At 72.0% G+C, this 21,933-nt stretch carries 14 protein-coding genes; 7 read left to right on the top strand and 7 right to left on the bottom strand.

Going from position 1 to position 21,933, the window contains the following annotated elements:
* Window positions 1–29 precede the first annotated feature (29 nt).
* Complete coding sequence (locus tag IE145_RS17690) at window positions 30–650, bottom strand: GNAT family N-acetyltransferase (RefSeq protein ID WP_189526013.1); 621 nt, start codon at window positions 648–650, stop codon at window positions 30–32.
* 314 nt (window positions 651–964) lie between these two features.
* On the opposite strand from IE145_RS17690, the gene secA reads away from it, so the two are divergent.
* Complete coding sequence (secA, locus tag IE145_RS17685) at window positions 965–3,784, top strand: preprotein translocase subunit SecA (protein ID WP_189526011.1); 2,820 nt, start codon at window positions 965–967, stop codon at window positions 3,782–3,784.
* A gap of 68 nt (window positions 3,785–3,852) precedes the next feature.
* Here the strand turns inward: secA and IE145_RS17680 are convergent, their stop codons facing one another.
* A complete protein-coding gene (locus tag IE145_RS17680; RefSeq protein ID WP_189526009.1) occupies window positions 3,853–4,362 on the bottom strand; it encodes an Rv3235 family protein in 510 nt (169 codons plus the stop codon).
* 274 nt (window positions 4,363–4,636) lie between these two features.
* Between IE145_RS17680 and IE145_RS17675 the strand changes: the two genes are divergently transcribed.
* Both IE145_RS17675 and IE145_RS17670 read left to right on the top strand, forming a co-directional pair.
* Window positions 4,637–5,143 (top strand): DUF6912 family protein, encoded by a 507-nt coding sequence (locus IE145_RS17675; protein ID WP_189526007.1) that lies wholly within the window; start codon window positions 4,637–4,639, stop codon window positions 5,141–5,143.
* A 62-nt stretch (window positions 5,144–5,205) separates the two neighbouring features.
* Complete coding sequence (locus tag IE145_RS17670) at window positions 5,206–5,892, top strand: HAD family hydrolase (RefSeq protein WP_189526006.1); 687 nt, start codon at window positions 5,206–5,208, stop codon at window positions 5,890–5,892.
* Between the two features lie 50 nt (window positions 5,893–5,942).
* On the opposite strand, the gene IE145_RS17665 is transcribed toward IE145_RS17670, so the two are convergent.
* A complete protein-coding gene (locus tag IE145_RS17665) occupies window positions 5,943–6,530 on the bottom strand; it encodes a DJ-1/PfpI family protein (RefSeq protein ID WP_189526004.1) in 588 nt (195 codons plus the stop codon).
* 444 nt (window positions 6,531–6,974) lie between these two features.
* On the opposite strand from IE145_RS17665, the gene IE145_RS17660 reads away from it, so the two are divergent.
* Entirely contained in the window at window positions 6,975–11,981 is a 5,007-nt protein-coding gene (locus tag IE145_RS17660; protein ID WP_189526002.1) for an NAD-glutamate dehydrogenase, read from the top strand.
* A 173-nt stretch (window positions 11,982–12,154) separates the two neighbouring features.
* Here the strand turns inward: IE145_RS17660 and IE145_RS17655 are convergent, their stop codons facing one another.
* Together IE145_RS17655 and IE145_RS17650 are read right to left on the bottom strand one after the other, a co-directional pair.
* Entirely contained in the window at window positions 12,155–12,946 is a 792-nt protein-coding gene (locus IE145_RS17655; RefSeq protein ID WP_189526000.1) for an ABC transporter ATP-binding protein, read from the bottom strand.
* The gene (locus tag IE145_RS17650) at window positions 12,939–13,886 is read right to left on the bottom strand and encodes an ABC transporter permease (protein ID WP_373296598.1); all 948 of its coding nucleotides are present in this window, start codon (window positions 13,884–13,886) and stop codon (window positions 12,939–12,941) included. Before IE145_RS17650 ends, IE145_RS17655 begins: the two co-directional genes overlap by 8 nt.
* Window positions 13,887–14,044: 158 nt before the next feature.
* On the opposite strand from IE145_RS17650, the gene IE145_RS17645 reads away from it, so the two are divergent.
* The gene (locus IE145_RS17645; RefSeq protein WP_189525998.1) at window positions 14,045–14,668 is read left to right on the top strand and encodes a TetR/AcrR family transcriptional regulator; all 624 of its coding nucleotides are present in this window, start codon (window positions 14,045–14,047) and stop codon (window positions 14,666–14,668) included.
* A gap of 16 nt (window positions 14,669–14,684) precedes the next feature.
* On the opposite strand, the gene IE145_RS17640 is transcribed toward IE145_RS17645, so the two are convergent.
* Both IE145_RS17640 and IE145_RS17635 read right to left on the bottom strand, forming a co-directional pair.
* Window positions 14,685–15,908, bottom strand: a complete 1,224-nt coding sequence (locus IE145_RS17640) for a hypothetical protein (RefSeq protein ID WP_189525996.1) — start codon at window positions 15,906–15,908, stop codon at window positions 14,685–14,687.
* A gap of 155 nt (window positions 15,909–16,063) precedes the next feature.
* Window positions 16,064–19,663 (bottom strand): bifunctional glycosyltransferase/CDP-glycerol:glycerophosphate glycerophosphotransferase, encoded by a 3,600-nt coding sequence (locus IE145_RS17635; RefSeq protein ID WP_189525994.1) that lies wholly within the window; start codon window positions 19,661–19,663, stop codon window positions 16,064–16,066.
* A gap of 101 nt (window positions 19,664–19,764) precedes the next feature.
* On the opposite strand from IE145_RS17635, the gene IE145_RS17630 reads away from it, so the two are divergent.
* Together IE145_RS17630 and IE145_RS17625 are read left to right on the top strand one after the other, a co-directional pair.
* On the top strand, window positions 19,765–20,982 hold the full coding sequence (locus IE145_RS17630) for a CDP-glycerol glycerophosphotransferase family protein (RefSeq protein ID WP_229825624.1): 1,218 nt from the start codon (window positions 19,765–19,767) through the stop codon (window positions 20,980–20,982).
* A 131-nt stretch (window positions 20,983–21,113) separates the two neighbouring features.
* The gene (locus tag IE145_RS17625) at window positions 21,114–21,926 is read left to right on the top strand and encodes a methyltransferase domain-containing protein (RefSeq protein ID WP_189525992.1); all 813 of its coding nucleotides are present in this window, start codon (window positions 21,114–21,116) and stop codon (window positions 21,924–21,926) included.
* Window positions 21,927–21,933 lie beyond the last annotated feature (7 nt).

Genomic DNA, 21,933 nt, shown 5'->3' with positions numbered 1-21,933 from the left:
CGGGGACCGCGCGGGCCGGCGAACGGGGATCATGTGGACCGGCGGACGGGGTGCGGGCCTCCGTCGGGCCGGGGCGCGTGCCGCCCGGGGACGTACGGGTGGGTGCCCGCGAGCCCGAGGTCGGACGGGAGCAGGGCCGCCGTCCAGGCGTCACGCCGCACGCCCTTGTTGAGCAGCCCGGACCGCTGCTCGCCCTCCAGCCGGAACCCCGCTCGCAGGGCGACGGCCCGTGAGGCCAGATTGCCGATCTCGGCCCGCCACTCCAGCCGGTCCGCCCCGAGCGAGGCGAAGGCCCAGCGGGCGGAGCCGAGCACCGCCTCGGTGACGTATCCGTTGCCGCGGTGCTCCTGGGCGGACCAGTAGCCCACCTCGTACGTCCCCGGACGGCTGCGGCGGTCGATGCCGAGCGCCCCCACGAGCGTCCCGGCCTCCCGCAGGGTCAGGGCGAAGCCGTAGGCGGAGTCGTCCTGCCAGCCCGCCGGGGCGAGTTTCGTGGTGAACAGTTCCGCGTCGGTGAGACGGTACGGGGAGGGGATCACCGTCCAGCGCTGGATGTCCGGGTCCTGACAGGCGGCGTACACCCGGTGGGTGTCCTGCGGGCCGAAGGGCCGCAGGACCAGGCGTTCCGTGGTGAGGGTGATCGGCTCCATGGGCCGATTCTCGTGAGACCGCCGCCGTGATGCGAGCACTTTCGGGCTTCCCGGCACCTTCCGCACCCCTGGACCGTTGTCCTGTAAGGGTGCGGCTAGGGTCTGTCGTTCGGATCAGGTCGGGCTCGTGGGCCCCGGCACGCGAGCCCGACCTGATCCAAACGACAGACCCGAGGTCACGCGACGGCAGCCCTCCCGACGCGGTGGTGTCCTCGCTTACGATGGCCGTTGCGGTGGGGCCCACCTGCCGTGCCCGCGCCAGAGTCCATTACACGACCCAGTGCCAGGCCCGACCGGCAAGGAGACCAGCCTCAGTGTCCGTCTTCAACAAGCTCATGCGTGCAGGCGAAGGCAAGATCCTGCGCAAACTGCACCGCATCGCGGACCAGGTCAGCTCCATCGAAGAGGACTTCGTCAACCTCTCCGACGCCGAGCTGCGGGCGCTCACCGACGAGTACAAGGAACGGTACGCGGACGGCGAGAGCCTGGACGACCTGCTTCCCGAAGCGTTCGCCACGATCCGCGAGGCCGCCAAGCGTGTCCTCGGGCAGCGCCACTACGACGTACAGATCATGGGTGGAGCCGCCCTGCACCTCGGCTATGTGGCCGAGATGAAGACCGGTGAGGGCAAGACCCTCGTCGGCACCCTTCCCACGTATCTGAACGCGCTCTCCGGCAAGGGCGTGCACCTGATCACGGTCAACGACTACCTCGCCCAGCGTGACTCCGAGCTGATGGGCCGGGTGCACAAGTTCCTGGGCCTGTCCGTCGGCTGCATCGTCGCCAACATGACTCCGGCCCAGCGCCGCGAGCAGTACGCCTGCGACATCACGTACGGCACGAACAACGAGTTCGGCTTCGACTACCTGCGCGACAACATGGCGTGGTCCAAGGACGAGCTCGTCCAGCGCGGCCACAACTTCGCCGTGGTCGACGAGGTCGACTCGATCCTGGTCGACGAGGCCCGTACGCCGCTGATCATCTCCGGCCCGGCCGACCAGGCCACCAAGTGGTACGGCGACTTCGCCAAGCTGGTCACGCGCCTCACCAAGGGCGAGGCGGGCAACCAGCTCAAGGGCATCGAGGAGACCGGCGACTACGAGGTCGACGAGAAGAAGCGGACCGTGGCCATCCACGAGTCCGGCGTCGCCAAGGTCGAGGACTGGCTCGGTATCGACAACCTCTACGAGTCGGTGAACACCCCCCTCGTCGGCTACCTGAACAACGCCATCAAGGCGAAGGAACTGTTCAAGAAGGACAAGGACTACGTCGTCATCGACGGCGAAGTCATGATCGTCGACGAGCACACCGGCCGTATCCTCGCCGGCCGCCGCTACAACGAGGGCATGCACCAGGCGATCGAGGCGAAGGAAGGGGTGGACATCAAGGACGAGAACCAGACGCTCGCCACGATCACCCTGCAGAACTTCTTCCGCCTCTACGACAAGCTCTCCGGCATGACCGGTACGGCGATGACCGAGGCCGCCGAGTTCCACCAGATCTACAAGCTCGGCGTGGTGCCGATCCCGACGAACCGGCCGATGGTCCGCGCCGACCAGTCGGACCTGATCTACCGCACCGAGGTCGCGAAGTTCGCCGCGGTCGTCGACGACATCGCCGAGAAGCACGAGAAGGGCCAGCCGATCCTGGTCGGCACCACCTCGGTCGAGAAGTCCGAGTACCTCTCGCAGCAGCTCTCCAAGCGCGGCGTCCAGCACGAGGTCCTCAACGCCAAGCAGCACGACCGGGAGGCGACGATCGTCGCCCAGGCGGGCCGCAAGGGCGCCGTCACCGTCGCGACGAACATGGCCGGACGAGGCACCGACATCAAGCTCGGCGGCAACCCGGACGATCTCGCCGAGGCGGAGCTGCGCCAGCGCGGCCTCGACCCGGTGGAGAACGTCGAGGAGTGGGCGGCCGCGCTGCCCGCCGCGCTGGAGGCGGCCGAGCAGGCCGTGAAGGCGGAGTTCGAAGAGGTCAAGGAGCTCGGCGGGCTCTACGTGCTGGGCACCGAGCGCCACGAGTCGCGCCGTATCGACAACCAGCTGCGCGGTCGTTCCGGCCGTCAGGGCGACCCGGGCGAGTCCCGTTTCTACCTGTCGCTGGGCGACGACCTGATGCGCCTGTTCAAGGCCCAGATGGTCGAGCGCGTCATGTCGATGGCGAACGTTCCGGACGACGTCCCGATCGAGAACAAGATGGTCACCCGCGCCATCGCCTCGGCCCAGTCGCAGGTCGAGCAGCAGAACTTCGAGACGCGTAAGAACGTCCTGAAGTACGACGAGGTGCTCAACCGGCAGCGTGAGGTCATCTACGGCGAGCGCCGCCGCGTTCTGGAGGGCGAGGACCTCCAGGAGCAGATCCGGCACTTCATGGACGACACGATCGACGACTACATCCGCCAGGAGACCGCCGAGGGCTTCGCCGAGGAGTGGGACCTGGACCGGCTGTGGGGCGCCTTCAAGCAGCTCTACCCCGTGAAGGTCACCGTCGAGGAGCTGGAGGAGGCGGCCGGAGACCTGGCGGGCGTCACCGCCGAGTTCATCGCCGAGTCGGTCAAGAACGACATCCACGAGCAGTACGAGGAGCGCGAGAACACCCTCGGCTCCGACATCATGCGCGAGCTGGAGCGTCGCGTCGTCCTCTCGGTGCTCGACCGCAAGTGGCGCGAGCACCTCTACGAGATGGACTACCTCCAGGAGGGCATCGGCCTGCGGGCCATGGCGCAGAAGGACCCGCTGGTCGAGTACCAGCGCGAGGGCTTCGACATGTTCAACGCCATGATGGAGGGCATCAAGGAGGAGTCCGTCGGCTACCTGTTCAACCTGGAGGTCCAGGTCGAGCAGCAGGTCGAGGAGGTTCCGGTGCAGGACGGCGCCGAGCGTCCCTCGCTGGAGAAGGAGGGCGCGGCCGCGGCCCCGCAGATCCGTGCCAAGGGCCTGGAGGCCCCGCAGCGGCCGGACCGGCTCCACTTCTCCGCTCCCACGGTGGACGGCGAGGGCGGTGTCGTCGAAGGCGACTTCGCCAACGACGAGGTCTCCGGCGCCACACGGTCGGCCGACGGCATGACGCGTGCGGAGCGCCGCAAGGCCCAGAAGAGCGGCGGTGGCGGCGGTCGCCGTCGCAAGAAGTAGCCGTAAGGATGGTTCCCCGGCAGGGGCCGGACGCCGCGAGGTGTCCGGCCCCTGCCGCGTTCGCCGGGTCACCGGGGGCCCGGGGCGCCGGCCGTGAGGCGTTCGCCGCCCAGCTCCACGGCGGCGCAGCGCCAGCGCTGGTCGGCGCCCTGTTCCAGCCGGAAGGCCATCGCCCGCACCCGGTCGCCCGCGGCGATGCTGGCGAACGCCTCGACCACCCCCGTGGCGGGCTGGGCCCCTCGGCAGTGGCGAAGGACCGGGCGGCTGCCGTGGGTGGCCCTCAGCGGAGTGCTGGGGGCCAGTTCGGCGAGCTGGTCGTAGGCCTCGCCGATGGTGTGCCCGAGCATCCAGTGCACCGGGCGCTGGCCGCTGAGGACCGCGAGCAGACGCTCGGCGAACCACTGGTGCGGGCGCTGCGGGCGGTGGGGTTGCAGCCTGCGCGAGCGCTGCGGAGGCACCGTCCGGGGGCCGCTCGGTGCCGATCGGGGACCGCTCGCCACCAGGCGAGGACCGGTGGGTGCTGATCGAGGGCCGCGCTGGTCGCGTCGGCCGGCGGGCCTCGTCCTGTCTGTGCTCATGCTCTGTCGCCCCCGTTGCCGGGCCCGGCTTCTACCGGACGGTAACTTGTGTTGGGGATCTTCTACGGGGGCGGTCGTCAGCGACGCAAGGGGCCTTCCGGCGCCGATCCGGCGCGGGCGGTTTCACCTATCCGTGGCTCGGCCCTTGCGAGACAAGGGCGACGGCGGGGGTGACGGGGCGTCGGCCGTGGACGGAGGGCCCCGGTTGCCGGAACCCGAAAGGGGACGCTCCCACGTATCCTGAGGACGTTTCCTTCTACGAAAGCGACCTGCCATGCGCGTGTACGTCCCCCTGACCCTCTCCGGTCTCGCAGCGGCGCACGGTGCGGGCGAGGTCGGCCCCGGGCCGCTGACGGCCTACGCGGTGACCCCCGGGCTGCGTGAGTGGTACGTCTCCGACGACATCGAGGAGCTGGAGTACGCGGCGCTCAACCGGGCCGCCGCCGCCTCGCTCCGGATGATCGCCGGGAGCCCGGACGAGGCGCGCCGCCGGGTCGTCGTCGCCGTCGACGTACCGGACGGGTCCGCCGTCGCCGACCCCGATCACGGGCTGAGCGCGGCATCGCTCGGTGAGGTGCGGATCGCCGCCGCGCTGCCGCTGGCCAAGGCGGCGGCGGTGCACGTGGACGCCGACGACGCGGAGAAGGACGTGGCCGCCGCGGCGGCGGCGCTGGGGGCGGCGGACCTCGGCGACGACGACGCGCAGTTCACGGTGGACGGGGCCGAGGACCACGAGCTGCTCTGGTTCGGTGTCCAGGAGATTCCGCAGCTCATCCGCTGAGGCGGGCGCCGGGCTCGCGCCGGGCCGGCGGGGTTGTCGGACCCGGCGGGTATTTTCTCCGTATGACTTCCGGGACGACACGCACACATCTGGTCTGGGACTGGAACGGCACGCTGCTCGACGACACGCATGCCGTCATCCAGGCGACGAACGCCGCGTTCGCGGAGGTCGAGCTGGCGCCGATCACGCTGGAGCAGTACCGGGAGATGTACACCATCCCCATACCCCGGTTCTACGAGCGGTTCCTGGGCCGGCTGCCCACGGAGGCCGAGTGGGAGCGGATGGACGGCGTCTTCCACCGGTACTACACGGAGCAGCGGGCGGCCTGCGGGCTCACCGCCGGGGCCGAGGAGCTGCTGCACGAGTGGCAGCGGGCCGGACGCAGTCAGTCGCTCCTGAGCATGTACGGGCACGAGCAGCTGGTGCCCGTGGTGCGGGAGTACGGGATCGAGCCGCGGTTCGTCCGCGTCGAGGGGCGTACGGGGCCGTCCGGCGGCAGCAAGGCGCTGCACATGGAGCGGCACCTCGCCGCGCTGGCCGGGGCGGGCGGTGTGGACGGGTTCTCGCCGCAGGACGTGGTGGTCATCGGGGACGCGCTGGACGATGCGGTGGCGGCGGCGCACGTGGGGGCGCGGGCGGTGCTGTACACCGGGGGGTCGCACAGCCGCAGCGCTCTGGAGGGGGCGGGGGTGCCGGTGGTGGACAGTCTGGGGGAGGCGGTGGCGTTGGCGGAGACGTTCGGCGCGTAGGGGGGCGGTGCGGGGGTGGAGGTTTCGGGGCGCTGCCCGGGGCCCGGGCCTCAGGCGCCGGACCGGCTTGAGCCGGTGTCGGACGGGCTTGAGCGGAGCACCCTCAGGAACTCCCTCATCCATGCCGCGTGGTCCGGCCATGCCCGTGATGAGACCAAGGGGCCGTCCGTCACCGCCTCCGTGTCCTGGAACGTCGCGCCCGCGCCCTGCATGTCCGGTTCCAGGGCCGGGTACGCCGTGACCGTGCGGCCGCTGAGGTGGCCGGTGGCGGCGGTGATCAGGGGGCCGTGGCAGATCTGGGCGACCGGGCGGTCCGCGGAGAAGAAGGCGCCGACGATCTTCCGCAGTTCCGCGTTGTTGCGGAGGTACTCGGGGGCCCGGCCGCCCGGGATCACGAGAGCGATGTACGCCCCGGGGTCGACCTCGGAGAAGGACAGGTCGGCGGGCCAGGTGTAGCCGGGCTTCTCCGTGTACGTGTCGAAGCCGGGCTCGAAGTCGTGGACCACGAAGCGCAGCGTCTTGCGCTCGGGGGCCGCGATGTCGACCTCGTACCCCTCCTCCAGCAGCCGCTGGTACGGGTAGAGCACTTCGAGCGACTCGGCGGCGTCGCCGGTGACGATGAGGATCTTCTGCGGCATGGCGGACTCCTCGGGGGCGATCGGCCCCGGCGGCTCGGCTCGCGGTCTGCCGGTGGCCTGATTCGGGCGTTGTCCACAGACTGCCCCGGTTCCGGAGGTTCGCCAAGGCGGCGCGACGCACTGTCCAGAGTGTCAAAGTTCGGGGGGTTCTTTTGTACACAAGCAGCTCATGACGCGGTGGGGTGCGGGAGAGATAGCCTGGTGCCGTGATCAGCGCGATACGCCTCGGGGGCAGCGAAGCCCCCGGCCGCCGCCCGGAGTGCCACAGCACCCGGGCGATCCGCGATCTCCCGACTCCGGACCGGCCGTCAAAAATGGCCCATGTGGTCCCGGGGAACTCTCGAAGCGGCATAGCGTCGACCCAGACCGGAAACCCCGCGTCGTGGCGGTACGTCGCTTTTCTCACCTACGTCACGCAACGGCGCGCGACAGGAGCCAGAGGACATGCAGACCAAGCTGGACGAAGCCAAGGCCGAGCTGCTCGCAGGGGCCGCGAAGGTAGCTGACAACGGTCCGGGCGGTGGTGTCGGTGGCCCGGGAGGTGCCCCCGGGGCGCGGGTCTCCGCCGCCGGGGCCGACGCGAGCGCCTCCGCCGACCAGGACACGGTGCTCGCCTACCTCCAGCGCTACTACCTGCATACGGCTCCGGAAGACCTCAGCGGCCGTGACCCGGTCGACGTCTTCGGCGCCGCGGCCTCGCACTACCGGCTGGCCGAGAACCGCCCCCAGGGAACCGCGAACGTCCGGGTGCACACCCCGACCGTCGAGGAGAACGGCTGGGCCTGCAGCCACTCCGTCGTCGAGGTCGTCACCGACGACATGCCCTTCCTCGTGGACTCCGTCACCAACGAGCTGTCCCGGCAGGACCGCGGCATCCATCTGGTGATCCACCCGCAGGTCACCGTCCGCCGTGATGTCACCGGCAAGCTCATCGAGGTCCTCTCCGGCGGCCCCGGCACCCCGAAGGCGTCCCAGGGCCGGAAGAAGTCCGAGGACGAGAAGAACGCGTTGCCGCACGACGCGCTCGTCGAGTCCTGGATCCACGTCGAGATCGACCGCGAGACCGACCGCGCCGACCTCCAGCAGATCACCGCCGACCTGCTGCGCGTCCTGTCCGACGTACGGGAGACCGTCGAGGACTGGGGCAAGATGCGCGACGCCGCCCTCCGGATCGCCGACGACCTGCCGGGGGAGCCGCTCGACGACCTCGCCGGCGAGGAGGTCGAGGAGGCCCGCGAGCTGCTGCGCTGGCTGGCCGCCGACCACTTCACCTTCCTCGGCTACCGCGAGTACGAGCTGAGGGACAGCGACGCGCTCGCCGCGGTCCCCGGCACCGGGCTCGGCATCCTGCGCTCCGACCCGCAGCACAGCGCGGACGAGGCCCACCCGGTCAGCCCGTCCTTCGACCGGCTGCCCGCCGACGTCCGCGCCAAGGCCCGCGAGCACAAGCTCCTCGTCCTGACCAAGGCCAACAGCCGGGCCACCGTGCACCGGCCCAGCTACCTCGACTACGTCGGCGTGAAGAAGTTCGACGCCAAGGGCAACGTCGTCGGCGAGCGGCGCTTCCTCGGCCTGTTCTCCTCCGCCGCCTACACCGAGTCCGTGCGCCGGGTGCCCGTCATCCGCCGCAAGGTCGCCGAGGTCGTCGAGGGCGCCGGCTTCTCGTACAACAGCCATGACGGGCGCGACCTGCTCCAGATCCTGGAGACCTACCCGCGCGACGAGCTGTTCCAGACGCCCGTCGACCAGCTCCGCGCCATCGCGACCTCCGTCCTCTACCTCCAGGAGCGCCGCCGGCTGCGGCTCTACCTGCGTCAGGACGAGTACGGGCGCTACTACTCCGCGATCGTCTACCTCCCGCGCGACCGCTACACCACCGGCGTGCGCCTGCGGCTGATCGACATCCTCAAGGAGGAGCTCGGCGGCACCAGCGTCGACTTCACCGCCTGGAACACCGAGTCGATCCTCTCCCGGCTGCACTTCGTCATCCGGGTCCCCGCCGGCACCGAGCTGCCGCACCTCACCGATGCCGACGCCGACCGGATCGAGGCCCGCCTCGTCGAGGCCGCCCGCTCCTGGGCCGACGGCTTCGGGGAGGCGCTCACCGCCGAGCTGGGCGAGGAACGCGCCGCCGAACTCCAGCGTCAGTACGGCCACTCGTTCCCCGAGGGCTACAAGGCCGACCACTCGCCGCGCGCCGCCGTCTCCGACCTGGTCCACCTCGAAACCCTCCGGGAGGGGGAAAAGGACTTCGCCCTCAGCCTGTACGAGCCGGTCGGCGCGGGCCCCGGCGAGCGCCGCTTCAAGATCTACCGGACCGGCGAGCAGGTCTCCCTCTCCGCCGTCCTCCCCGCCCTCCAGCAGCTCGGCGTCGAGGTCGTCGACGAGCGGCCGTACGAGCTGCGCTGCGCGGACCGCACCCACGCCTGGATCTACGACTTCGGGCTGCGGATGCCCCTGGCCAACGGCAACGGCGGCTACCTCGCCGACGACGCCCGCGCCCGCTTCCAGGAGGCCTTCGCCGCCGTCTGGAAGGGCGAGGCGGAGAACGACGGCTTCAACGCGCTGGTCCTCGGCGCCGGGCTGAACTGGCGCCAGGCCATGGTGCTGCGCGCCTACGCGAAGTACCTGCGGCAGGCCGGTTCGACCTTCAGCCAGGACTACATGGAGTCCACGCTCCGTAACAACGTCCACACCACCCGGCTGCTCGTCTCGCTCTTCGAGGCCCGCATGTCGCCCGGCCGCCAGAGCGCCGGAACCGAGCTGACCGACGGGCTCCTGGAGGAGCTGGACGGGGCCCTGGACCAGGTCGCCTCGCTCGACGAGGACCGGATCCTGCGGTCCTTCCTCACCGTCATCAAGGCCACCCTGCGCACCAACTTCTTCCAGCAGACGGAGAGCGGCGAGCCGCACTCCTACGTGTCGATGAAGTTCGACCCACAGGCCATCCCCGACCTGCCCGCGCCCCGGCCGGCGTTCGAGATCTGGGTCTACTCGCCGCGCGTGGAGGGCGTCCACCTGCGCTTCGGCAAGGTCGCCCGCGGCGGGCTGCGCTGGTCGGACCGGCGGGAGGACTTCCGTACGGAGATCCTCGGCCTGGTGAAGGCGCAGATGGTGAAGAACACCGTCATCGTGCCCGTCGGCGCCAAGGGCGGCTTCGTCGCCAAGCAGCTCCCGGACCCGTCCGTGGACCGCGACGCCTGGTTCGCCGAGGGCATCGCCGCCTACCGCACCTTCATCTCCGCGCTGCTCGACATCACCGACAACATGGTCGCGGGCGAGGTCGTGCCGCCCACCGACGTCGTCCGCCACGACGAGGACGACACCTACCTCGTCGTCGCCGCCGACAAGGGCACCGCGAGCTTCTCCGACATCGCCAACGAGGTCGCCGTCGCCTACAACTTCTGGCTCGGCGACGCGTTCGCCTCCGGCGGTTCGGCCGGCTACGACCACAAGGGCATGGGCATCACCGCCCGGGGCGCCTGGGAGTCCGTCAAGCGGCACTTCCGGGAGCTGGGCCACGACACCCAGACCGAGGACTTCACCGTCGTCGGCGTCGGCGACATGTCCGGTGACGTCTTCGGCAACGGCATGCTGCTCTCCGAGCACATCCGCCTGGTCGCCGCCTTCGACCACCGGCACATCTTCATCGACCCGAACCCGGACGCCGCCACCTCGTACGCCGAGCGGCGCCGCCTGTTCGACCTGCCGCGCAGCTCCTGGGCCGACTACAACACCGACCTGCTCTCCGCGGGCGGCGGCATCCACCCGCGCAGTGCCAAGGCCATCCCGCTCAACGCGCACATCCGCGAGGCGCTCGGCATCGACCCGTCGGTGAGCAAGATGACGCCCGCCGACCTGATGCAGACCATCCTCAAGGCCCCCGTCGACCTGGTGTGGAACGGCGGCATCGGCACGTACATCAAGGCCGTCTCCGAGTCGAACGCCGACGTCGGCGACAAGGCCAACGACGCCATCCGCGTCAACGGCGAGGACCTGCGGGCCAAGGTCGTCGGCGAGGGCGGCAACCTCGGCGCCACCCAGCTCGGCCGGATCGAGTTCGCCCGCAACGGCGGCCGGATCAACACCGACGCGATCGACAACAGCGCCGGCGTGGACACCTCCGACCACGAGGTGAACATCAAGATCCTGCTCAACGGTCTCGTCCGGGACGGCGACATGACCGTCAAGCAGCGCAACAAGCTGCTCGCCGACATGACCGACGAGGTCGGCGCGCTCGTCCTGCGCAACAACTACGCGCAGAACGTCGCTCTCTCCAACGCCTCCGCGCAGGCGCCCTCGCTGCTCCACGCCCAGCAGCGCTTCATGCGCCGGCTGGAGCGCGACGGCGCGCTGGACCGGGCGCTGGAGTTCCTGCCCGCCGACCGGCACATCCGGGAACTGCTCAGCAACGAGAAGGGGCTCAGCCAGCCCGAGCTGGCCGTGCTGCTCGCCTACACGAAGATCACGACGGCGGACGAGCTGATCTCCACCGTCCTGCCGGACGACCCGCACCTGCAGAAGCTGGTGCACGCCTACTTCCCGAGCGCGCTGCGCGAGCGGTTCCCCGAGGCGGTCGACGCGCACGCGCTGCGGCGCGAGATCATCACGACGGTCCTGGTCAACGACACGGTGAACACCGCCGGTTCGACCTTCCTGCACCGGCTGCGGGAGGAGACCGGGGCGTCGATCGAGGAGATCGTCCGGGCCCAGTTCACCGCCCGCGAGATCTTCGGTCTCTCAGCGGTGTGGGACGCGGTCGAGGCGCTCGACAACAAGGTCGCCGCCGATGTCCAGACCCGCATTCGGCTGCACTCGCGGCGGCTGGTCGAACGCGGTTCGCGCTGGCTGCTGGGCAACCGGCCGCAGCCCGTCGCCATCGCGGAGACCATCGACCTGTTCCGGGACGGCGTCGAGCAGGTCTGGAACGAACTGCCCAAGCTGGTCCGGGGCGCCGACCTGGACTGGTACCACTCGATCCTCGACGAGCTGACGGCCGCGGGCGTGCCGGACGAGCTGGCGGTGCGGGTGGCCGGGTTCTCCTCCGCCTTCCCGGCGCTGGACATCGTGGCCATCGCCGACCGTACGGGCAAGGAGCCGCTGGAGGTCGCCGAGGTCTACTACGACCTCGCGGACCGGCTGCGGATCACGCAGCTGATGGACCGGATCATCGAGCTGCCCCGGGCGGACCGCTGGCAGTCCATGGCCCGCGCCTCCATCCGCGAGGACCTGTACGCGGCGCACGCGGCGCTCACGTCGGACGTGCTGAGCGTGGGGAACGGGTCCTCGACGCCGGAGGAGCGGTTCCGGACGTGGGAGGAGAAGAACGCGGCGATCCTGGCCCGGTCGCGGTCGACGCTGGAGGAGATCCAGGGGTCGGACGCGTTCGATCTGGCGAATCTGTCGGTGGCCATGCGGACGATGCGGACGTTGTTGCGTACGCACGCGTAGGGGTGGTTCTGCTGTACGTCCGAGGGGCCGGCACCTGGTGGGTGCCGGCCCCTCGGCGTGGGGTCTTCGTCCTCAAGCGCCGGACGGGCTGAACAGATGTCCTCAAGCGCCGGACGGGCTGGAAACGATGCCCTCAAGCGCCGGGCGGGCTGGGTGTGGCCGGGCTGGCTCGGCTACTTGCGCTTGGTGAAGGTTTCGTAGGCCTTCACCACCTCCTTCGCCGGGCCGTCCATTCTCAGCGTGCCCGCCTCCAGCCACAGCGCGCGGTCGCAGGTTTCGGTGATCGACTTGTTGCTGTGGCTGACCAGGAAGACCGTGCCCGCCTCCGCGCGCAGCTCCTTGATGCGGTCCTTGCTGCGGCGCTGGAACTTCGCGTCGCCCGTGGACAGCGCCTCGTCGATCAGGAGGACGTCGTGGCTCTTGGCCGCCGCGATGGAGAAGCGCAGCCGCGCGCCCATGCCCGAGGAGTACGTGCGCATCGGCAGCGTGATGAAGTCGCCCTTCTCGTTGATGCCGGAGAAGTCGACGATCTCGTCGTAGCGCGCGCGGATCTGTTCGCGCGTCATGCCCATCGCCAGCCCGCCCAGGATCACGTTGCGCTCGCCGGTCAGATCGCCCATCAGCGCCGCGTTCACACCGAGCAGCGACGGCTGGCCCTGGGTGTGGACCTTGCCCCGGGTCGGCGGGAGCAGGCCCGCGACCGCCTTGAGCAGGGTCGATTTGCCCGAGCCGTTGGAGCCGATCAGGCCGATCGCCTCGCCCTTGTACGCGGCGAAGCTGACCCCCTTCACCGCGTGCACCTGGCGTGCGCCGGGGGTGCGGCGGCGCGAGGTGAGGCGGCTGAGCGCCGAGGTCGCGCTGCCCCTGCCCGTACGCGCGCCGTTGACCGTGTACGTGATGTGGACGTCGTCGACGACGACCGTCGGGACCCGGTGGTCCCCGGGGGTGTTCCTGTCGTCAGCCACGTCCGTACGTCTCCTCGGCCTTCCAGAAGTACACGAATCCCGCCACCCCGCACAGGAGTGCCCAGCCGGCCGCCGCCGCCCAGGCCAGGTGGGGCAGCTGCTCCCAGGTGTAGCTGTCGATGAGCGCGTACCGCATGAGGTTGATGAAGAGCGCCGCCGGGTTGTACTCCAGCACCAGCAGCACCGCCCGTGGCACCCGGTCGCCGGCCAGCAGGTGGTCCAGGCTCCACATCACGCCGGACGAGTACATCCAGGTCCGCAGCACGAACGGGGTCAGCTGAGCGATGTCCGGGGTCTTCGCCGTCAGCCGGGCCATGGCCATCGACAGGCCGGTGTTGAACAGCGCCTGGAGCGCCAGCGCGGGGACGGCGAGCAGCCAGGTCGGGCGCGGGTACTGGCCGAACGCCAGCAGGATCAGGGTCAGCGCGCCCAGCGAGAACAGCAGTTGCTGGAGCTGCTGGAGGGCCAGGGCCACCGGCAGCGAGGCGCGCGGGAAGTGCAGGGCCCGCACCAGGCCGATGTTGCCGCTGATCGCCCGCGTCCCCGCGGTGATCGAGCTGCTGGTGAACGTCCAGATGAAGACCCCGGTGACCAGGAACGGGACGAAGTCCTCCACCCCGCGCTTGGTGTTCATCAGGACGCCGAAGATGAAGTAGTAGACCGTCGCGTTCAGCAGCGGCGTCATGATCTGCCAGATCTGGCCGAGCTTCGCCTGGCTGTACTGGGCCGTCAGCTTGGCCGTCGCGAACGCCGTGATGAAGTGCCGGCGCCCCCAGAGCTGCCGGATGTACGCGGGCAGCGACGGCCGGGCGCCGCTGACCTGCAGGCCGTGCCGGGCGGCCAGGGCCGCAAGCTCGCCGGGGGCGTAGGCGGGGACGGCGGGGGCCGGGGCGTCCTCGGAGGGGGCGGTCACCGGGGGCGGGGCTGCTGTCTGGCTCAACGATCGACCGCTTTCGACACCGATGGGGCGATGGAGGGGGAGAGGGCGGGACGGTACGGTCCCGTGGGGACGCCCTCGTTGGGACGGGACCGTATCGTCGCAACGCCGAGAGTAGGACGCTTCTACGTCGCAACGCAACCGTTCCGTCGCGGCCGACTATGCTGCGGGCCATGACCACCGAACGGGGAACCCGCCGCCGTGCCCCCGCGGGCGCCGCCGTCCTGCGGGAGGACGTGACCGACGCCATCCGTGCCGCCGTCTTCGAGGAACTCGCCGCGGTGGGGTTCGCCCGGATGTCCATCGAGGGCATCGCCCGGCGCGCGGGCGTCGGCAAGACCGCCGTCTACCGCCGCTGGAAGTCCAAGCTGGCGCTCGTCCTCGACCTGGTCGCGGCCGTCGCCGCCCAGGGCATGCCCGCCCCGGCCACCGGTTCGCTGTACGGGGACGTGCGCGCCGTTCTGGAGCTGGCCGCGTACGCCCTGCGCCACCCGGTCGCCTCGCAGGTCATCCCGGACCTGCTGGTCGAGGCGGCCCGCAATCCGGAGATCTCCGAGGCGATCAAGGCCGCCCTCCTCGACCAGCAGCAGGGCGTCGCCGCCGTGGTGGTGCGGGAGGCGGTGGCCCGGGGGGAACTGCCGGAGGGCAGTGATCCGGACCGGGCGCTCGACCTCATCGTCGGCCCGCTGTACTGGCGGCTCGTTGTCGTCCGGGGCGAGCTGCCCAAGGGCTACCTCGACGATCTGGCCGCCTCGGCGGTCGCCGCCCTCCAGCACACCGGCTGACGCGACAGGGGGCTCCTCAGCCCGCCGCCACCCGTGCCAGCACCTCGCCCGTGCGCGGGCTGAACGCCAGCACTGTCGCGTTCTCCGGCAGCCGCTGGTGGCGGGTCAGCAGCAGCCACCGCACGCCGTACCGGGCGGTGATCCCGTCCCGGCGATCCTGCGGGGTCGACATGTCGAGATAGGCGGCCACCGCCCGGCTCCGCTCCCGCCGCTCCGTGGTCGCGAGCCCCGCGTCCGGCAGCGCGTCGGCCAGCACGTACGCCCCGTGCCCGGCCAGCGCGTACATCGCCGGACGGCTGTCCGTCAGGACCACCTCGCCCCGGGGCACGTACGCGGTCGCCCAGGCGTACGGCTCCCCGGCCGCCTTCTCGCCCTCGGCCGCCGGAGGCGCTGTCGTCAGGCTGTCGATGGGGGCGCGCTGGGCGGTGAGCCCGTTGTAGTACGGCCACAGCGCCGCCACCGTCACCGCGCACACCCCGGCGTACGCCCACCGCCACACGGTCGGCCGGATCCGGGTCCGCGTCCGGAACGCGATCAGGGCCAGGCATCCGATTCCCGCGCCGATCGCCGTCTGCGGGTGGACCAGCAGGACGAGCCCGAGCAGCACCCCGATCCCGGTCGCCTCGAACCACCGGGGCGTCCGGCCGGGCGCCGGGTCACCGGGCTCCGCGAGCCGGGCGGCGACGCGACCGGTCCACGCCCACAGATGCAGGGTGACGGCGACCGCGAACGTGGTCGGCGCACTCCAGCGGGCCGGGTCCGCCCAGTGGATCAGCCCCAGCGGTACGAGGAGGAGCACCGGCACCCAGCGGTTCGGGGTCAGCATCCGGGTCAGCCGGCCGATCCCGGAGAGCAGGAGCAGCAGGTTCACCGACGCGGCCAGCGCCACCACGGACGGGCCGGAGAGCCCGGTGGCGCGGGCGGCGAGACCCTGGAGCAGCGCGTACGGGGAGTAGTGCGCGCTCGCCACGGCGGGCAGGTCGGTCATCGGGAACGCCGGGTGCAGCAGGTTCACCCGCAGCCGTTCGACGACCGCCGCCTGGAGTCCGGCCTCGCAGCACAGCGGAGCCTGCCAGGCCGCCGCCGACAGCACCGCCCACAGCAGACCGCCCAGCACGAGGAACGGGGACGGCAGCCACAAGGACGGCCGGGCAGCCCCCTCGGCCCCGTCGCCCGCGGTCGCGGCGGTCGGGAGATCGGCGGCGGAAGACGCGGCGGAGGCAGCGGAGAAGAGGGGCACACCTCATGGGTTCCGTGCGGCGGGCCCGTTCTCCCCGCCGCCACTCGTCCGAGGGATTCCGGACGACGGGCCCGGGCCTGCTCCGTGTCCGCCAGCAGCCGGTCCGCGACCCGGGCCTACTCCGCGTCCGCCAGCAACCGGTCCGCGACCCGGGCCTACTCCGCGTCCGCCAGCAACCGGTCCGCGACCCGGGCCGCCGCGCCGCCGTCGTCCAGGTCGCAGTAGTCGCGGCGGAAGCTCTCGTACGCGTCCGCGTGCCGGGCCGCCGACCTTCCCGTGTCACGCAGGGCCTGGGCCACCTCGTCCGTCGTCACCAGCAGCGGCCCCGGCGCCCGGGTCTCGAAGTCCAGGCAGAAGCCGCGCACGGTGTCGCGGTAGTGCTCCAGGTCGTACGTGTGGAAGAGCATCGGCCGGCCCGTCAGCGCGAAGTCGAACATCAGCCCGGCGTAGTCCGTCACCAGGACGTCGGCGATCAGGAGCAGCCCCGCCGCCCCCGGGTGGTGTGAGACGTCGAGCACGCCCGGCCCGGCCGGAACGCTGCCGGTGACCCGGGGGTGGCGGCGCACCAGCACCGTGTGGCCGGGGCCGAGCGCCCGGGCCAGGGCGTGCGGGTCGAGCGCCGGGTCCCAGCGGTACGGGCCGGGGGCCGTGCGGTCCACGGACGCGGCAGATGCGGCGGAGGCGGGATGGGCCAGGTGGTCGCGGTAGGTCGGGGCGTACAGCACGACGCGATGCTCCTCCGGGATCCCGAGCCCGCGCCGTACCTCTTCGGCCGCCTTGTCCCGTACCGGCGGGAACAGCACGTCGTTGGCGGGCGACCCGGCCTCCAGCACCTCGCCCTCGTACGAGAGCGACCGGCGCAGCAGGGGGGTGGCGAAGCGGCTCGGGGAGATCAGTACCGACCACTGGGCCGATCGCTGCGGCAGGGTGGCGAGGTACTGGTGGTCGGCGTAGAGGGAGCCCGCGAGGCCGGAGCCGAACCGGCCGAGCGGGGTGCCGTGCCAGGTCTGGACGACCGTCTGCCCGGGCCGCCGCTCGAACCACACGGGCAACTGCTCGTCCGTGACGATCCGGCGGGAGCGCGCCAGCGCCTCGTACCAGGCGGCGCTGTGCACGGGGACGGCCCGCGCGCCGGGTGGGACGGGGGTGATGCGGCCGGGGGTGGTACCGGTGACCCACAGGTGCTCGGCGTCCGCGCCCCGGCGCACGAGCTCGGCGTGGACGGCGCGCGGGGAGTCGCCGCCCATGTGCAGGACGGTGTCGCGGAGGGGGAGGGCGGGCGATGTGCCGGGCGTGCACAGGTCGGGGTGGTGCGCGGTACGCAGGAGGCGCCTGCCGTACGCGCTGCGCCCGGCGGCCGGGAGGCCGGGCGCAGCGACGACGGACAGCCGGTCGCCCTGCCGCCGCTCCAGGCGCAGCGTGTTCTCGCCCCCGTCGCCTAGGGGAAGCTGCCCGGCGGCGGAGCCGAGGACGCGGACGGGGCGGCCGTCCAGGCGGACCTCCCAGCGGCCCTCCGGGAGCGGCGGGGTGATCAGCGCGGAGAAGCGGAGGGAGGGGTGGGCACCTCGGGTACCCGGAATGCCAGGAATACCCGGAGTGCCTGGGGCGCCTGGAGTGCCGGTCGCGACGGTCGCATCGGTCACCCCGCCCTCCGCGACCGGGACCACCTCGTGCAGCGTCTCGTGACGCAGGACGAGACGGCCGCCGGGCGCGTCCGGCGACGCCGCTTCCACGCCCGGAACCGGGGGGGCGTACGTCCCCGAGATCCTCAGGCCGCCCCCCGGAGCGGCTTCCACCCGGTCCGCGTACGGCGGCCCCGCCGGCTCCAGCACCAGGTCGCCCGCCGGGTCCGCGCACGCGGGCGGCGGCAGGTCCGGGGCGGCGGGCAGCGGGACACGGGTGCCGTCGTCGAGCAGGAGCCGGGCCCGCCACCGCGCCCCGCCCGCCGCCTCGACCTCGCGGGGGGCCCGGTGCGCGGCGGGCGGTACGGCGGCGAGAGCGGCGAGCGGTACCCGCGCGGTGAACGGGAGACCGTCGGACCCGGCCCCCTCCCCGTGCTCCACCGCGCACAGGCGCTCGTCGACACCTTCGCCGCCCTCACCGCCCTCGCGGGTCAGCACCAGCCCCGTGGCCCTCGCCGTCCCGCCGAAGAGCCGGCCCACGATCTCCAGCGAGGCGCCCGCCGTCCCGGCGGCGACCGTCCGGTGCCCCTCGGCCCGGGCCCGCAGCCGCGACACCGTCAGCCGGAGCCGGCCGCCCCGGAAGTCCAGCACCGCCCGCCGCCCGTCGCCCAGGTCGTGCACCAGCGGCTGGTCCGCGCCCGCGTCCTGGGCGCGCACCGCGACCCGGCGGACCGTTCCGGGGGCGGCGAGGACCACGCCCACCAGCCAGCCGCCGCCCACCCCCGTCGCGGGAAGCCTGTCCGGGTCGAGGACCATCTCGAAGCCCGCGTGGTCGTAGTCGTGCAGCTCCTGACCGGAGTTCACCGTCGCCTCGGGCGCGGGAACGGAGCGCACCGGCACCGGTCGCACCGCCCGCCCCCGCTCAGCCCGGACCATGCCCACCGTCAGCCGCCGGCGCGCCGACTCGGCGGGGAGGTTGCGGAGATACGCGTACCCGCGCAGCCGCAGCTTCCCGTCCGCGCCCCACCGCGCCTCCAGGAGCCGTGCGACCGCCGGGACGTCCGTGCGCGCGAGCCGGGCGCTCGCGCCGCGCACGCCGGGGTACACCGCCCGCCGCCGCCCCGGCAGGCCCTCGACGGCGAACGTGCCCGCCCCATTGGCCCGTTCGAAGGCGAGGACCGCCAGCAGGTCCGCCAGGCGCCGCTCCCGTACCAGCCGCCACTTGATGCGCAGCTCCACCGGCAGGCCCTCCAGCACCTCGGGGCCCGCCCGGTCGACGAAGGCCCCCGCGCCCTCCAGGAACGCCGCCCGGTACGCCTCGCCGCCCATCGGCAGGCCGTCCAGGAAGTACCCGAAGTCGTCGCGGAGGCAGGACGCGTCGTACGCCCGCCGCCGGTCCGCGTCCCGGCCGCCCAGGAACGCGCTTACCTGCTCGCACGCGGCGATCCGGTCCCGTACGCCCGTGACGTCCGTGCGCCGCCGGGTGATCGAGCCCTCCCGCACCCGCCAGTAGTAGACGTGCCCGGCGAGGACGTCGACCGAGCGCGCGAGATAGTGCGCGGGGATCATCACCGGGGTGTCCTCGTACAGCCTGCCCTCCGGGAACGCGAAGCCGCGCGCGTCCCAGAAGGAGCGCCGGAACACCTTGTTCCACGCCACGCGGTCGGCCAGCAGACGCGGATCCCGGGTGATGTGCGTACGCGACCGGGAGTCCGTCAGCCAGCGGTACTGCCAGGCCTGCTGCCGCCCCTGGCCGGTCAGCCGCCACACGTTGCCGGTCGCCAGATCGGAACCGGTCGACTCCAGGGAAGCCGTCATCCGCTCGTAGGCGTCGTGCACGACGATGTCGTCGCTGTCCGCGAACGCCAGGTAGCGGGCGGTGGGCGTGGTGTGCCGGACGCCGGTGTTGCGGGCCGCGCTCAGGCCCGCGTTCGGCTGCCGGACCAGCCGGAAGCGGTCGTCCCGGGCGGCGAACTCCGCGGCGATCCGGGCGCTCCCGTCCGTCGAACCGTCGTCGACCATCACCACCTCGATCGCGTCGAGGGTCTGCTCCGCCACCGACCGCAGGCAGTCCTCCAGATAGGCCTCCACGTTGTGGACGGGGACGACGACGCTGAGGAGTGGTGGCTTCATGTCCTGGTCAACAGGGGGCGGGTCCCAGGGTCACCGGCGCTTACCCGAACGGGTGAACGCGGGGCGTCCGCCGCCCGAGCCCGCGGCTACGCTCAACGGCCATGCCCACCAGGCCCACCCGCAGATCCCCCCGAGCCTCCGCGGCGTCGGTGAAGCGGTTCGTCCGCCGGCAGGCCATGCGGGCCGTCTACCGCACCGACCTGCGCCGCCCGCTCGACCCCGGCCTCGCGGTCTACGGGGCGTACTGGAACCGGGGCGTCGCCTGCAACCCCGCCGCGATCCACGCCAAGGCCCGCGAACTGGTCCCGCACATCCGGGGCGTGTGGGTCGTTTCGTCCCGCCACCGCGACCGGATGCCGGCCGGGGTGCCGTACGTCATCGAGGGCTCGCGTCCCTACTGGCGGGCCATGGCCACCGCCACCTACCTGGTCAACAACTCCAGTTTTCCCGGTGGTTTCACCAAACGACCCGGTCAGCGCTATCTCCAGACCCACCACGGGACCCCGCTCAAGACCATGGGGCTCGACCAGCGCGCGTATCCCGCCCTCGCCCGGAAGACCGACTTCGACAAGATCCTCGCGCACGTACGCCAGTGGGACTTCAGCCTCTCGGCCAACCCGCACTCCACCGAGGTCTGGGACCGCGTCTACCCGGCCCCGGAGGGCACGCCCTACGAACACCTCGACCTCGGATACCCGCGCAACGACGTCTACTTCACCGCCACCGCCGACGACATCGCGAAGATCCGCGCCGAATTGGGCATCGCCGAGGGGCAGATCGCCCTCCTCCACGCCCCGACCCACCGCGACTACCGCGACGGCTTCGTCCCCGACCTCGACCCGGAACGGCTGGCGCGTCAACTGGGTCCCGATTACGTGGTGTTGGTGCGCGCCCACTACTTCTACGGACGGTCCGCCGGGGGCGAGGCCCCCATGGGTACAGGGCGGGTCATCGACGTCACCGGGCATCCCCGGGTCGAGGAACTGTGCCTGGCCGCCGACGCGTTGATCGCCGACTACTCCTCCCTGGTCTTCGACTACGCCTGCCTGGACCGCCCGATCGTCGTCCACGCTCCCGACTGGGACGCCTACCGGGCCGCGCGCGGAACCTATTTCGACCTGCTCTCCGGGCTCCCCGGCGACACCCCGGGCCCCGTCACCACCACCCCGGACGAGCTGCGGGACGTGTTCCGGTCGGGCCGGTGGCGCTCCCCGGAGGCGGCCGCGCTGCGCACCGCGTTCCGGGAGCGGTTCTGCCCGTACGACGACGGGCACGCGGCGGAACGTGTCGTACGGCGGTTCTTCGCCCCGGCCGGGTGACCCGGGGCCGCGCCCCTCACCCGCATCCCCTCACCCGAATGGCGCAAGGTGCGCTCCCCGTGCCGGTTCCTCCGCCCCGCGCGGTCGTTGTGCCCGGCAGTTCGCTCACCCCGCGATGTTGGGAGACGCCCATGCACCGGTCCGCCTACGAGCAGATGGAACTCTGCATCAAGGAGTATCTGCCCGTCGAAGGGCCCGCATCCGGTCACGGCGCCTACCGGGTCGTCGACCTCGGGTCGCGGATCTCCGGCAAGCAGACCCGCACCCACCGGGCGCTCCTCGCCCGGCACCCCGTCGACTACTTCGGGGTCGACGTCCAGGACGGCCCCAACGTCGACGCGGTGATGACGAAGCCGTACCGCATCCCCGCCCGCTCCAACAGCGCCGATGTCGTCCTCTCCGGGCAGGCGTTCGAGCACATCCCGTTCTTCTGGGCCTCGATGCTGGAGATCGCCCGCGTCCTGAAGCCGGGCGGGCACGCGTTCATCACCGCCCCCTCGCGCGGCCACGTCCACGACGCACAGGACTGCTGGCGCTACTACCCCGACGGATTCCGCGCCCTCGCCGCCCACTCCCGGCTGGAACTGGTCGAGGCCTACACCGACTTCCCGCCGCGGAAGGGCATCTGGCACGACTACCGGGCCATCGACAAGAAGGCCGCCTACTGGGGCGACTCCGTCGGCGTCTTCCGCAAGCCGCGGCGCTACCCCCGGCTGACGATGTTCGTCGTACGGGAGTCGGCGGTGTGGTGGGCCAACCGGGTCGGCGGTGTGGACGGCGTCCCGCTGCCCCGGCCGGTGGACGGCCGCGACCGGTGCGGCAGGCCCGCCGCCCCGGTGCCCGCACCCGCCTCCGTACCCGAACCCGCCACCGAGCCCGACTCCGCCCCGGCGCCCACCCCCGTGTCCTCTCCCGGAACCGCGCCGGAATCAATGGCAGGTTGACGAAAGG

This window comes from Streptomyces sindenensis, from assembly GCF_014649035.1.
Lineage (GTDB): Bacteria > Actinomycetota > Actinomycetes > Streptomycetales > Streptomycetaceae > Streptomyces > Streptomyces sindenensis.
Note: the sequence above shows the minus strand (reverse complement) of the source record. Positions and strands in the feature narration are given on the sequence as shown.